Origin of the sequence: Pseudomonas sp. NMI760_13 (assembly GCF_021283245.1) — a bacterium.
In the GTDB taxonomy this organism is placed as follows: Bacteria; Pseudomonadota; Gammaproteobacteria; order Pseudomonadales; family Pseudomonadaceae; genus Aquipseudomonas; species Aquipseudomonas peradeniyensis.
In genome coordinates this window covers 114243-128192 of record NZ_JAJSRC010000002.1, presented here as the reverse complement: position 1 = coordinate 128192, position 13950 = coordinate 114243, and the positions used below count along the sequence as shown (strand labels likewise).

Genomic DNA, 13950 nt, shown 5'->3' with positions numbered 1-13950 from the left:
CCATGCTGTTCAAGCAGTTCACGCGCCTGGCGCAGATCAACAGCCCACTGGGGCCGGACAAGCTGATCCTTGCCGAGATGGGCGGCAGCGAGGAGCTCGGCCGCCTGTTCGACTACGAGCTGCAGCTGACCAGCGACGACCCGGCCATCGACCTCAACCAGCTGCTGGGCAAGCCCATGAGCCTGAGCGTGCAGCAGAGCGTCGGCAGCTCGCGGCACTTCCACGGCATCGTCGCCCGCTGCAGCCAGTCGGTGGACCAGGGCCAGTTCGCCGCCTACCGGGTCACCCTGCGCCCGTGGCTGTGGCTGCTGACGCGCACCAGCGACTGCCGGATCTTCCAGCACCTGAGCGCGCCGCAGATCATCAAGCAGGTGTTCCGCGACCTGGGCTTCTCGGATTTCGAGGACCTGCTCAGCCGCAACTACCGCGAGCGCGAGTACTGCGTGCAGTACCGCGAGACCAGCTTCGACTTCGTCAGCCGCCTGATGGAAGAAGAAGGCATCTACTACTTCTTCCGCCACGAGCAGGAACGCCACGTGCTGGTGCTGGCTGACGCCTACGGCGCGCACCAGAAGGCCCCGGGCTACGAGACCGTGCCCTACTACCCGCCGGACGGCCAGCACCGCGAGCGCGACCATATCAACGACTGGCACCTGGCCCAGGAAGTCCAGCCGGGTTCCCTGGAGCTCAACGACTATGACTTCCAGCGCCCCAGCGCGCGCATCGATGTGCGCTCGGCCATGCCGCGCCCGCACCAGGCCGGCGACTACCCGCTGTACGACTACCCCGGTGCCTACGAGCAGACCCAGGACGGCGAGCACTACGCCCGCACCCGCCTGGAGTCGCTGCAGAGCCTGCACGAGCGGGTCGAGCTGCGCGGCAATGCCCGGGGCCTGGGCAGCGGCCACCTGTTCAGCCTGAGCAACTTCAGCCGCCAGGACCAGAACCGCGAGTACCTGATCGTCGCCGCCCGCTACTACGTACACCAGGAACGCCTGGAAAGCGGTGGCGGCAGCGGCGCGGCGCAGTTCGAGAGCAACCTCAGCTGCATCGACGCGCAGCAGAGCTACCGCCCGGTGGGCAGCACCCTGCGGCCGATCGTCAAGGGGCCGCAGACCGCCGTGGTGGTCGGCCCGTCCGGCGAGGAGATCTGGACCGACCAGTATGGCCGGGTCAAGGTGCACTTCCACTGGGACCGCCACGACCAGTCCAACGAGAACAGCTCGTGCTGGATCCGCGTGTCGCAAGCCACGGCGGGCAAGAACTGGGGCTCGATCCAGGTACCGCGCATCGGCCAGGAAGTCATCGTCAGCTTCCTCGAAGGCGACCCCGACCGGCCGATCATCACCGGGCGGGTGTACAACGCCGAACAGACGGTGCCCTACGACCTGCCCGGCGGCGCCACCCAGAGCGGCATGAAGAGCCGCTCGAGCAAGGGCGGCAGCCCGGCCAACTTCAATGAAATCCGCATGGAGGACAAGAAGGGGGCCGAACAGCTGTACGTGCACGCCGAGCGCAACATGGACACCGTGGTCGAGCAGAGCGAGACGCTGTCGGTGGGCATCAACCGCAACCAGACCGTCGGCATGCTCGAGACCATCACCATCGGCCAGGACCGCATCCGCGCCGTACGCCGCGACGACATGCTGCTGGTCGGCGCCAGCAAGACCGACAGCGTCAGCACCAGCTACCTGATCGAAGTCGGCGAGAACCTGCGCCTGGTCTGCGGCAAGAGCGTGATCGAGCTCAACGCCAGCGGGCAGATCAACATCAGCTGCGAGCAGTTCAGCTTCCACGCCAACGCCGACGCCGAGATCAACACCGGCGGCACCCTGGACCTGAACGTGGGCAGCGGCGCGCAGACCGACCCGCAGAACCAGGGCGTGAAATCGACCATCGACGGCGCGGTGAAGGCCCTCTTCCCCGCCGCCGGCAAGTAACGAGACCGAACCATGAGCTACCGCCTCAACGAATTCCGCTTCGCCCTGCCCGACGCGCAGGTACGCGACACCAGCATCAACATCCTGCGTTTCGAGGCCCTGGGCACCTCGCTGATCGTCAGCCGCAGCCTGCTCGAAGAGGGCGAGACCCTGCAGAGCAACTTCGACGGCCAGCTGCAGCGCCTGCAGCAGCAGGTCAAGGACCTGCAGTTCCAGCCGGCCCGCGCCACCCAGGTGGGCGCGGCCCAGCCGATCGAGGCGATCGAGCTGAGCAGCCAGTTCAGCAAGGGCCAGGAGAAGGTCTACCAGTACCAGCTGGCGCTGGTGCTGCCGGGCACGCGCAAGATGTTCGCCCTGAGCTACGTCAAGCCAACCCCGCTGGGCGAGGCCGAGGCCGCGCACTGGGCGACGCTCAAGCAGTCCCTCGCCTTCGACAACCTGGGCTGACGTAGCGGATGTCCGACGCACTCTGGGCCGCCCGCGAGGGCGATGCGCTGTTGCACACCTCGGTGATGGCCGACATCATCGGCGGCGTGCTGGAAGTGGCCGCCAACGTCGCCATCGGCGCCCTGGCCACCGCCGCGGTGGCCGCGGCACTGGGCCTTACCGTGGTCACCGGCGGCCTGGGCTGTTTCGTGCTCGGCGCGGTGGTGGGCCTGGTGGTCGGCGTGGTCATGGCCAAGACCGGCGCGGACACCGGGCTCAGTCGATTATGCGAGGGCATCGGCAACGCCCTGTTCCCGCCGACCGTGCAGGCCACCATCGTCAGTGGCTCGCCCAACACCAAGACCAACGGCAAGCGCGCCGCACGCGCGGCCGGCGTGGTCACCGCTCCCTCCGCCCCGGCCAGTGGCGGGGGCGGTGGCGCGCAGGCCGAGGAACAGGAAGAGACCTTCCTCGACATGGCCAAGGGCTTCTTCTCGCAGATGTGGCGGCCGACCGTCGCCAGCCCCGCGCCCAACACCCAGGAAGCCCCCGACGACAAGGTGCTGTGCACCAAGCATCCGCCGATGCCGCCGCAGTACCTGGCCGAGGGCTCGAGCAAGGTGCTGATCAACGGCCACCCGGCCTGTCGCAGCGGCGATCGCAGCACCTGCGAGGCGGTGATCGTCGATGGCGGACTGGTGTCGAACAACGTGCGCATCGGCGGCGGGCCGATCGTGGTGCGCGAGATCCGCAGCGGCAAGACACCGGGGATCGGCCTGGCGATTACGGCGTTGATGATGTTGCGGGGGCGCGGGGGGAAGTTCTATAGCAAGTTCGGGTGCATGCTCGTCGGAGGCGTGGTCAGTTTTGCCAGCAGCCAGGTGACCGCCGCCCTGACTTCGGCCATCGTCGGCTCGCCAAACCCTGTCCACGCGCCTACTGGCGCGAAGATCCTGAGCGACGAACACGACCTCGACTTCACCCTCCAGGCCATGATCCCACTGGACTGGCAGCGCTACTACAACAGTCGCGACGAACGTCGCGAGGGCCTGTTCGGTGCCAGCTGGAGCGTCCCCTACGAAGTGTCTGTGAGGGTCGAGCACGACCGCCTGATCTATACCGACGAACAAGCTCGCGTCATCGACATGGGCATGATCGCCCTCGGCGACGCCGTCTTCAGCGCTGGCGAAGGCATCAGCGTGCGACGCGCCCTTGATGGCGAGCTGCTGATCGAAGACATCAGCAGTGGCCTCTATCGTTTGTTCGAACCCAGTCCACAGGACGCCAACCACCTGCGGCTGGCAAAACTGGGAGATCGCAACGACAACCGCATCCACCTGGACTATGACGATCTCGGGCGCCTGATGTGGCTGCGCGACACCTTTGACCGCGTGCGGATCAAGCTGCACTACAGCGACGCTTGGCCACGTCGAGTCAGCCATATCGAACGGGTGTTCGTCGATGACGATGCTGAAACACTCGCCAGCTATCGCTACGACGCCGCTGGCGATCTGGCCGAGGTCCACGATGCACTGGGGCAATTGCAGCGTCGATTCATGTATGACGAAGGTCGGCGCATGGTCGGGCATCAAACAGCCAATGGCCTGCTTTGCCATTACCAGTGGCAGAAACTGGACGACTGGCGGGTGATCCGGCACTGGACCAACGCCGGCGACGAGTATCACTTCGAATACGATATCGAGGCTGGCATCACCTGCATCACCGACCCGCTGCTACGCACCAGTGTGCGGCGCTGGAACGCGCAGTTCCAGATCATCGAGTCGAGCAACGCGCTGGGCCAAACCTGGCGCTTCCACTGGAACGATGAACGTCAACTGCTTGCCGCTACCGATCCTGAAGGCGGTGAATGGCGCTTCAGCTACGACGAATCCGGCAACCTGTGCGAAACCATCGATCCGTTGGGACGCAGTGAATCGACCCAGTGGCTCGAGCATTGGGCGTTGCCTCGCAGTGAAACCAATGCCGCCGGGGCAACCTGGACCTATCGCTACGACCAGCACGGCAACTGTATTCGCGAAACCGACCCCTTGGGCGAGGTGACGCGCTACCGCCATGACGAACATGGCCTACCGCTGGAAACCATCGACGCCACGGGCAAGCGCCAACGTCAGCGTTGGAACGAACAAGGTCTGCTGATCGAGCAGGTGGACTGCTCAGGCTACGCCACACGGTTGCGCTACGACCGGCGCGGCCATTTGCAGAGTCTGACCAACGCCCTCGGCCAGACCAGCCACTTCCAACACAATGCCTTGGGACATCGGATACGCCAGGAGCTGGCGGATGGGCGCATTGTCCAGTACCGGTACACCGCCTCGGGCCTGCTCGAATGCTTCATCGATCCGCTCGGCAACGCCGAGCATTTTCGCTATGACCTGAATGGCCAGCTCATCGAGCAGCGGGACAACCTCGGCCGGCCGACGCTGTTTACCTATGACCGTTGCACACGACTGGTGGCACTGACCAACAGCAACGGTGAGTCCTATCGTTTCACCTGGGATGAGGCGAACCGCCTGGCCGAGCATGAAAATCTGGATGGCAGTCGCAAGGCCTACCAGTACGATGGACTCGGCCAGATCATCGCCATGGACTTCATTCCGGCGCCGGGCGCCAGAGAGGCGCCGATCCATCACCGCCTTCGACGTGACGCCGCCGGCAGGCTGGTTGCGTTGCTTACCGAGGACGACAGCACTACCTACAGTCTCGATCCGATGGACCGGTTGATGGAGGTGATCAGCGAGGATCGTCAGGGGAATGTGCAACGCGTCGCGTTCGAGCATGATGCCTGCGGACGCCGCACTGCCGAAAGCAACAGTGCCGGAAGGCTGGAGCACACCTACGACGCACTGGACAATCGCTTGCAGACGCGGCTGCCCGATGGCCGCCAACTGAACCGCCTGGTGTATGGCTCGGGACACCTCCATCAGATCAACATCGACGGGCAGGTGATCTGCGATTTCGAGCGCGATCGCCTGCACCGTGAGGTCTCGCGAACCCAGGGACGGCTGCTTACCCGTAGCCAATATGACCTCAGTGGCCGGCCGAGCGCCCGTCTGCGCTGGGGCGCCGACCACAACGAACACCTGCCCGCGCCCTGGCAGCAGCGCTTCGACTTCGATGATCGCGACAATCTGGTGCTCTACCTGCGCCAGCAACCCGATTATCAACATCAGCTGCTGATGCATTACGACGCAACGGATCGCCTGCTTGCCAACCAGGGACCGTTGCCAGGCCAAAACGAACAATACCTCTATGACGCTGCGGCAAACCGTGTGCCCGGTGCTGGGCAAGTCGCCCGCCATGACCAGTTGCTACAGCTGAAAGATCGCCACTACCGCTATGACGGTTTCGGACGCCTGTCGGAAAAACGCAGCACGCTGTATGGCGAACAGCATATGAGCTACGACCAGCATCATCGCCTTGTTCAGGTGCGCTCTGTACGCGGCGGGCGCGAGCGCATCGTCAAATTGCACTATGACCCTCTCGGGCGCCGCATCGGCAAGACCGAGCAAGACGATCAGGGCAATCTGCTGGGCAGCACCGACTTTGGCTGGGACGGTCTCAAATTGCTGCAAGAGCGCTGCAACGGCCACCTCACTTTGTATGTCCATGAACCGGGCTATAGAGTCCTGGCACGTGTCGACGGTCAAGGTGCGCATCAACGCACGCTCCATTACCACAACGCCCTCAACGGTCTGCCCGAGCAACTGACCGACAGTGACGGCACGCTGGCTTGGGAGGGCGAATGCTCCGCCTGGGGCATGACCTTGCGCGAGTGGAGGACTGAGGACTTCATCGAACAGCAGAACCTGCGCTTTCAAGGTCAGTACCTGGACCGTGAGACTGGCTTGCACTACAACCTGTTCCGCTACTATGACCCACAGAGCGGCCGCTTCACTCAGCCCGACCCTATTGGCCTGGAAGGCGGCATCAACCTGTACCGCTATGCGCCGAACCCTGTCGGCGGGATAGATCCGCACGGGTTGGACTGGAGCTATTTCCTTTCCGACGAGAAAGGCAACCCGTATTACAACGGGCGAGCCTCGGACAACGATACGCTCGAAGGCGTGGTACGCCGACATATGGAAACCAAGGGCGCAGACGGCCCACGCTTCAAGGAAGGTGACCGCATCAACCGCGTGACACCGATTGGTACCGACTACGACACGATACGCGGCATCGAGGACTCAGGGATCCGCGAGCGAGAAGTGCTCGGCAGAAAGAACCCGAACGTGCGAGGCAACAAGATCTATGGCATCTCCGACGCCAAGGCGAAAAAAGACCCTGGCCTCGAGCGGATAGCGCTCGCCAACGACTTCCTGAAGGCACGCGGTGTCAGCAAAGTCACGCAACTGCCCGTGCTCGACAGCCGTGGCGCCCTGCCCCCCAAGGCCAACAAAAGCTCCTGCGGGAAATGAACATGAATGCAACTCCTGAACAACTTTGCAAGATCCTCAAGGCCCAGCATCCCAGCGAGCCACCAAGCTCGGCGCTGGTAGCCACAGGCCTGGCGACCGAGACCCGCAGAATGAGCCATGACCAGGTGCTTACCTGGCTGTTCAAGGCGCGAGAGACCGTGGTGAAGAAAGAGGTGGTCGCCAACTTTCTCACCGGTGTCGAGCGCAACCAGGCCTACCTGCGCGCGGCCCTGTCGGCCTATGCTTGCGCGACACACCTGCCGCAACACGCCTTCACGGCGCAGGACCAACTGAACTGTCAGGTCTGCAGTTTCTTCAAGGAGCGCGAAGTCAACTTCATTGCCCTCAACAGGGTGCGTTTTCTGATCGGCGCAGCGCTTTTCGGCAGCCCCTCCAATATCGCGTTCCAGTTGCAGGAGCATAACGCCGGGCCGAAAGAACAGCCGGGCAACCTGGAGCTGATGGTGTCGATCCTGGACCTGATCCGTAACGTGCCTGCCGTGACCAAACCCAAGGACCTGCTCAAGCTGCTGCGTAAACTACCCGGTATCAAGATGAGCGAAGAAGAGGGCCGGGGGTTCCTCGACCTGCTGGGACACTGCGGAATACTGCAGACGCCAGAGCATCCAGGCCTGCTGTACCGCTACACCAACCTCGGCCTGGCGCCACGTAGCGCGCGCTCGTCAGATTGGAGCTACCCGATGGACTTCTGGCGCGGTGAGCATGGTCTCAATCAGGATGCCCTGGACTATTGGTTCAGTGACTATCCCGAGCTGCTCAAGGTTTAAGTCCTTGGCGGCCAATCTGCTCGCTGGGCGCCGCATGGGCAATACAACTGTTGCGCGACCCCCTCATGGCAATGGCTCTATGAAAGACGTTGCGACCAGAACAGCAAGAGCCGTGAAGCCTGATATGAACATCTATTTTGTCAGCAACGCACAAGCACCCTGGGGCGATTGGGGTGAGGTGCTAGCCTACGGCATGATCGCCTGGGACGAAGACACCGACATTGACAGCATCGAGCGTACCGGCCCCTACACACCGCCCGCCTACATCCGCTCTGGCCTGCTGGTACTGACCGAGCCGACAAAGAAGGCGTTGGAGAACTCTGGCCTGAAAGGCATCAGCCGCTTCGAGCATCTGGAAAAGACCCATATTGTCGAACTCGACTGGCAGCAATGGGACGCGGCCAAGGACATCAGCGTCTACCTGGAGCTGGATGACGAGCCCGAATCGATCATCGAGTCACGCCCCCATGCCCCACAACTGGCAGCACGCATGCCGGCGTTCTGGTGCGCCTACGTCGCTGGCAAGGTCGCCTTGCGCATGGACGAGAGTGTAAAGAGCAATGATCCCTCTCATTACCTGCAGGTAGTCCGTGCTGATGAGCACGCCGACTTCTTCAAGGCCGATGTGCACGGCGGCTATTTCGTCAGTGAACGGGCAAAGAACTGGCTCGAGCAGCACTGCCCGGAAGCATTCCAGTTCGCCTTGATCCCCCTCCCGGGCAAGTGATATTTCCGTGGGGCTGACAAGGGTCTTACTTAACCTGAACCAGACCCTCGGACGGGGAACCGCTATTTGATGATCGGTTGGCAACAACTCTACGAAAAGCATGAGACCAAGCTCGACCGCCTCTACGACGATGTAGAAGAAGGCAAGCTGGAGCGGCTACGTGCGTTCGCGCAGAAATACCCCGAACTGCTGGTGCTGCCCCGCTATGGCGAGGCCGACGAGGAGGGGCTGCTGCACATGGCCGCTCGAGCCGGACAGGCGGCTAGCTGTGGCCTGCTCCTGGAGCTGGGCCTGGCGCCGAACCAGCCGTATGTAGACGAGGGTCATGCCAGTGCTCTTGAACTGGCAGCCAGCGAAGGGCACCTTGAAACCTGCGTTTGCCTGCTCGATACCGGTGCCTGGGTCGACGGCCTGCCACTAAGCGTCTGCCCACCGCTATACGCAGCGGCCCAGTCGGGCCACAACGAGGTCGTTGCACTGCTGCTGACACGAGGCGCACAGGTCAATCGCCTGCACCGACGCGCCAATGACAGCGCACTGGACGCTGCGCGCGAATGGGGGCATCAGCGCACGGTCGATCTGCTGCTCGAACACGGTGCACGCAGCATCAACGATGTCGAGGACGCCGATGCCGAAGGCGCCGGACAGGCCATTGTCACCTTTGTGCACAATACCGCTGGGTGGGTCCTGCCTACCGCGTTCTGCCCTCCCAGTGAAGACCCTCGCGGCACGCTGCATGTCAGCCTGATCGATAGCAAGACCGACTACAAGCTGCTGTTCACCACCGGCCTGTACCAGGTTGCCCCGATGACCGAGTTGTTCCTCTGCCTGCCGGGTGACTGGGCACTGCCCCAGGCCGGATTGCCGGTGCCAGACGCCTGGTATTTTCCAGTAGGAATGCTGGCACGCCTCGCCGCCAGAACCTTCGAGCAGGGCCCGGTGGCCGAGGGCATGCTGTTCCAGCGTGACGATCCACAGTTTGCCGACCTGCACTGGCCTTGCGCGGTGGATGCGCTGTTGGCAGTGGACAAGCCCTGGAACAAGCATGGTGAAGGCGAGCGGATTCCCGAACGTGAGAAGGTCACCCTGCTGACCCTGGCACCGGTGAAGTTCACCGGCAAGGGTGCTCCGACCGCCAAGGCCCTGGCCGCGCTCATCGAGCGTAAACGCAAGGCGAGCTGGAAGGTCCTGGCGCTGGAGACGCCGATCTGAAGTGGAACAACCCGTAAGACGCAAAGGATGCTATTGACCATGACCTCGCAAAAAATCGTGCTTTCCGGCCAGGATCACGGTCTGGGCCAGATCGGCGGCGGCGCCCGCCTCAAGGATGCCTCGCTATGGCCACGAAGCCCGGACACTGATGAGCCGATGACCCCGCTGCTGACATTGAGCGACCGCTTCCTGCCCGTCACCTTCATTCCACCCGGCATGGCGATCACGGTGTTCATCACCGCGCGTCAGCAAGACGGCGCCTTCAACCGGTCCACCCAGCGCCACTACACTGTCAATCAGCAGAGCGAGCTCGACGAAAAGCGCGCCAATCGTTTTGCCCGGGTCATCCTGCACGAGCTGGCCGACCAGTCGATCGCCCCGCCCGCCGCGGCCTTACTGCTGGACCGAGCCTACATTCAGTTCGAACCCTTCAGCGATGAGGAAGAAGAACAGGAACTGGAGGACGAGGACAGCGGTATCGACCTGAGCAAGCCCGTCGGCAGGCCTTGCTGGCTGCAGGACCCGATCTACGAACCCCAGCGCTTCCTGTTCCTGATGCAACTGCTCGACAGTGATGTGGCCGCCGCCAGCCGGCAGCACGTGGGATTGTTCTCGGACGGTATCGGCTACCTGTATGTCGACAGGCAGGCACGGCGCGGCAAGCAAGGCGATGAAGCCGGCTTCTTCTTCATCCAGTTCACCTGATTGGAGACCGGGGCCCTGGCTACAGTCAAACCTGGCCATGTGCTCTCCAGGCAATTCCGCGTCGAGTAACAGTCTTTTACCGAAACCCCAGGTTTTCCCCCCGCAGCCTTTGCCTATCCTAGGCCGGGTCATCCCGCCTGCGATGGACCCATGAAAGACTCGCTCCCCAGCCGCTATGCCTGCCTGTTCCTGTGCCTGGTCTTCACGATCGCCAGCGCTCCGTTCCTGCCTGCGCACACCTGGCTCTGGCCCTTCACCGTCATCAGCGCCCTGCTCAGCCTGGTCGGCCTCAACGACCTGCGCCAACGCCACCACGCCGTGCGCCGCAACTATCCGATACTGGGCAACATCCGCTACCTGATCGAGACCATCCGCCCGGAGATCCGCCAGTACCTGATCGAGGGCGACGACGACAAGCTGCCGTTCTCCCGCGCCCAGCGTTCGCTGGTCTACGCCCGGGCCAAGAACGAGAGCGCCGAGAAAGCCTTCGGCACCCTCAACGATGCCTACAAGCCGGGCTTCGAGTTCATCAGCCATTCGATGCTGCCGGTGCCGATGGCCGACCCGGCCTCGTTCCGCATCCGCATCGGCGGCCCGCAGTGCCGCCAGCCGTACTCGGCGTCGATCTTCAATATCTCGGCCATGAGCTTCGGCGCCCTCAGCGCCAACGCCATCGCCGCGCTGAACAAGGGCGCGCGCCTGGGACGCTTCGCCCATGACACCGGCGAGGGCAGCATCAGCCCCTACCACCGCGAACACGGCGGCGACCTGATCTGGGAAATCGGCAGCGGCTATTTTGGCTGCCGTACCGAGGACGGCCACTTCGACCCCGATCGCTTCGCCGAACAGGCCCGCGCGCCACAAGTGAAGATGATCGAGATCAAGCTCAGCCAGGGCGCCAAGCCGGGCCATGGCGGGATTTTGCCGGGGCACAAGGTCAGCGCCGAGATCGCCGCCACCCGGGGCGTGCGCGAAGGCGAGGACTGCATCTCGCCGGCCGCCCACAGTGCCTTCAGCACACCGCGGGAGCTGCTGCAGTTCGTCGCCCGCCTGCGCGAGCTGTCCGGCGGCAAACCGGTGGGTTTCAAGTTCTGCCTGGGCCATCCGTGGGAGTTCATGGGCATCGCCAAGGCCATGCTGGCCACCGGCATCACCCCGGACTTCATCGTCGTCGACGGCAAGGAAGGCGGCACTGGCGCGGCGCCCCGGGAGTTCTCCGACAACATGGGCGTGCCGCTGCGCGAGGGCCTGATGTTCGTGCACAACACCCTGGTGGGGCTGAACCTGCGCGAGCGCATCCGCATCGGTGCGGCGGGCAAACTGGTCAGCGCCTTCGACATCGCCAGCGTGCTGGCCATCGGCGCGGACTGGGTGAACTCGGCGCGGGGCTTCATGTTCGCCATCGGCTGCATCCAGTCGCAGAGCTGCCACACCAACAAGTGCCCCACCGGGGTGGCGACCCAGGACCCGCTGCGCCAGCGCGCACTGGTGGTGCCGGAGAAAGCCGAGCGGGTCGCCAGTTTCCACCGCAACACCCTGCATGCCCTGGCCGAGATGCTTGCCGCCGCCGGCCTGGACCATCCCTCTGAACTCAAGCCCAAGCACCTGGCGCGGCGTATCAGCGCCAGCGAGATCGGCCTGTTTTCGCAGCTGCACACCTTCCTCAAGCCGGGCGAGCTGCTCAGCGGCACGATCGACAGCGAGTTCTATGCGCGGATGTGGCGGATGGCACGCAGCGACAGCTTTGCACCGGAGACGGGGGAGATCGAGGTGGCGGCGGCCAGCGTGCGCCGGAAAGAAACAGCCCCGGCATAGGCCGGGGCTGCGGGTCACGCAAGATCAGGATCAGAAGATGCTGATCGGGTACTCGACGAATACGCGGACTTCGTTGCCGTCGTCGGTGTAGTTGTCGGCATAACGAACGGCGTTGTTGGTACGCAGGAAGGAACTACGCAGCTTGATCGACAGATCCTTGGCCGGGCCTTCCTGAACCACGTAGCGAATCTGGTTGAAGATTTCGCGCTCTTTACCTTCACCGTAACCCTCAGGCTTGCCGACGGTGCGAGTGTTGATATTGTCACCCACCACGTAGGCGAGCTTGTAGGTCAGGCCAGGGATACCAAAGGCACCGAAGTCCAGGCCGTAACCCAACTGCCAGGAGCGCTCGTCCTCGGCGTTGAAATCGGACCAGTAGGAGTTCGCCAAGTAGATGGTCGAACCACCATCACCCACGCCACCCGCGTTCTGATACCAGCCATATTGATAGCCGGTGCTGCCGGTGCTGCGCTGGTGCGCCAGGGTGAACGAGTGCGGGCCGTAGGCGTAGGTCGCCGCCAGGCTCCAGATGGTGTTGGAGTCGCCGTTGAGCTTGGCCGCACGCACGTACTTGTTGTCGATGTCCGACTTGTAGCCGTTGAAGTCCAGGGTCAGGGACTGGTCGCTGGCGATCGGGAAGACGTAGTTCAGGCCCAGGTAGTGCTTCTTCATCACGTCTTCGTTGTCGGCGGTGTACAGCGACGCGGTGAAGTTATCGGTGAACTTGTAGCTGCCGCCGAGCACATTGATCGACTTCAGGCCACCGCCATCACGGCGTTCGGCACTCTTACGCGCCTCCTGGGTGAAGCGACCGGCGTTCAGCTCCAGGCCTTGGATTTCCTTGGAGGTGATCAGCGTACCGGTGAAGCTTTCCGGCAGCAGACGGCCATCGTCGTACTGCAGTACTGGCAGGGTAGGCATCTGGTCACCGTATTTGAGCACGGTGTTGGAGATGCGGAACTTCACGGCTGCACCTGCACGGGCCAGGTCATGCGGACCACTGGCGTTGCCATCGGCGTTCGTGGAGTTGTGCGGTTTGAAGAAATCGACACCCGCGCCACCGTTGTGACCCTTGCCACCATCCAGACGCACGGCGTACAGGCCGAAGGCATCGACACCGACACCCACGGTGCCCTGGGTGAAACCGGAGGAGAAGTTGGCGATGAAGCCTTGGCCCCACTCGATCTGGTCATCGGTACCGTGCTTCTTGTCACGGTTGATGTAGGCGTTACGCAGCAGTACGTTGGCGTGGCTGTCTTCAACGAAGCCCTTGCTTTCGGCCTGCTCATTGGCCTGTGCCTGGGTCGCGGCGATCATCGCCAGGGCGACCAGGCTGATCCTGGTTTTCAACATGTTATTTTCCTTATTTCGTATTCAAAAACGCTCTGCATGAGAACGCCAGGAACCAACGCCCCTTCGTAGGTTCGACGCTATGCGGATCCAAGCCGAAGGCCCGCCAATGGTCTGCAACGGGCCTTGCAGCCGCATGGCCAGAGAATGGCCAGCAGGCGTAGAGCCCGAATCCTAGCCCTGCCTGCTCATACATGTCAAAAAAACGTGAAATGCAGGTTGATATAACCAAAAACAAGGTCGGCGCTGGTGCATTTCCATGCATATCTGCCGTGGGTCAGCGCAAATTTGTCTCTTTTGTGGAAAGCGGGCGAAATCCATAAAACCGTCATACGACCGTGCTTCCGCAGGCCTCTCGATACCCTGTCGGAAATTGCCCTGAGCAGCGTGGGAGCGGCGGTGCGACTTGCCCCGCGATAAGGTCGGCAATGCCCTCATCACCGTCCAGCCAGGGCGCCATCGCGGGACAAGCCCGCTCCTACAGGTCATCCCCGTGCGCATCCGCATGAATATCAAGACAATTCAAAATCAATCCGAATAGATAGCAACAT

At 63.0% G+C, this 13950-nt stretch carries 9 protein-coding genes; 8 read left to right on the top strand and 1 reads right to left on the bottom strand.

The window, feature by feature from the left end; all coding sequences use genetic code 11:
* Positions 1-2: 2 nt before the first annotated feature.
* From LU671_RS02430 to LU671_RS02395, 8 genes are all read left to right on the top strand, one after another.
* The gene (locus tag LU671_RS02430; RefSeq protein ID WP_232854846.1) at positions 3-1940 is read left to right on the top strand and encodes a type VI secretion system Vgr family protein; all 1938 of its coding nucleotides are present in this window, start codon (positions 3-5) and stop codon (positions 1938-1940) included.
* 12 nt (positions 1941-1952) lie between these two features.
* Complete coding sequence (locus LU671_RS02425; RefSeq protein ID WP_232854845.1) at positions 1953-2387, top strand: DcrB-related protein; 435 nt, start codon at positions 1953-1955, stop codon at positions 2385-2387.
* Positions 2388-2395: 8 nt separating this feature from the next.
* The gene (locus tag LU671_RS02420; RefSeq protein WP_232854844.1) at positions 2396-6802 is read left to right on the top strand and encodes an RHS repeat-associated core domain-containing protein; all 4407 of its coding nucleotides are present in this window, start codon (positions 2396-2398) and stop codon (positions 6800-6802) included.
* Positions 6803-6804: 2 nt separating this feature from the next.
* Complete coding sequence (locus LU671_RS02415; RefSeq protein ID WP_232854843.1) at positions 6805-7590, top strand: hypothetical protein; 786 nt, start codon at positions 6805-6807, stop codon at positions 7588-7590.
* A 124-nt stretch (positions 7591-7714) separates the two neighbouring features.
* Complete coding sequence (locus LU671_RS02410) at positions 7715-8317, top strand: hypothetical protein (protein ID WP_232854842.1); 603 nt, start codon at positions 7715-7717, stop codon at positions 8315-8317.
* Between the two features lie 69 nt (positions 8318-8386).
* Positions 8387-9529, top strand: a complete 1143-nt coding sequence (locus tag LU671_RS02405) for an ankyrin repeat domain-containing protein (RefSeq protein ID WP_232854841.1) — start codon at positions 8387-8389, stop codon at positions 9527-9529.
* A 39-nt stretch (positions 9530-9568) separates the two neighbouring features.
* A complete protein-coding gene (locus tag LU671_RS02400; RefSeq protein WP_050703356.1) occupies positions 9569-10234 on the top strand; it encodes a hypothetical protein in 666 nt (221 codons plus the stop codon).
* Between the two features lie 150 nt (positions 10235-10384).
* Positions 10385-12049 (top strand): FMN-binding glutamate synthase family protein, encoded by a 1665-nt coding sequence (locus LU671_RS02395; RefSeq protein ID WP_232854840.1) that lies wholly within the window; start codon positions 10385-10387, stop codon positions 12047-12049.
* 30 nt (positions 12050-12079) lie between these two features.
* Here LU671_RS02395 and LU671_RS02390 read toward each other — a convergent pair whose 3' ends face one another.
* On the bottom strand, positions 12080-13402 hold the full coding sequence (locus LU671_RS02390) for an OprD family porin (RefSeq protein WP_232854839.1): 1323 nt from the start codon (positions 13400-13402) through the stop codon (positions 12080-12082).
* Positions 13403-13950: the final 548 nt, after the last annotated feature.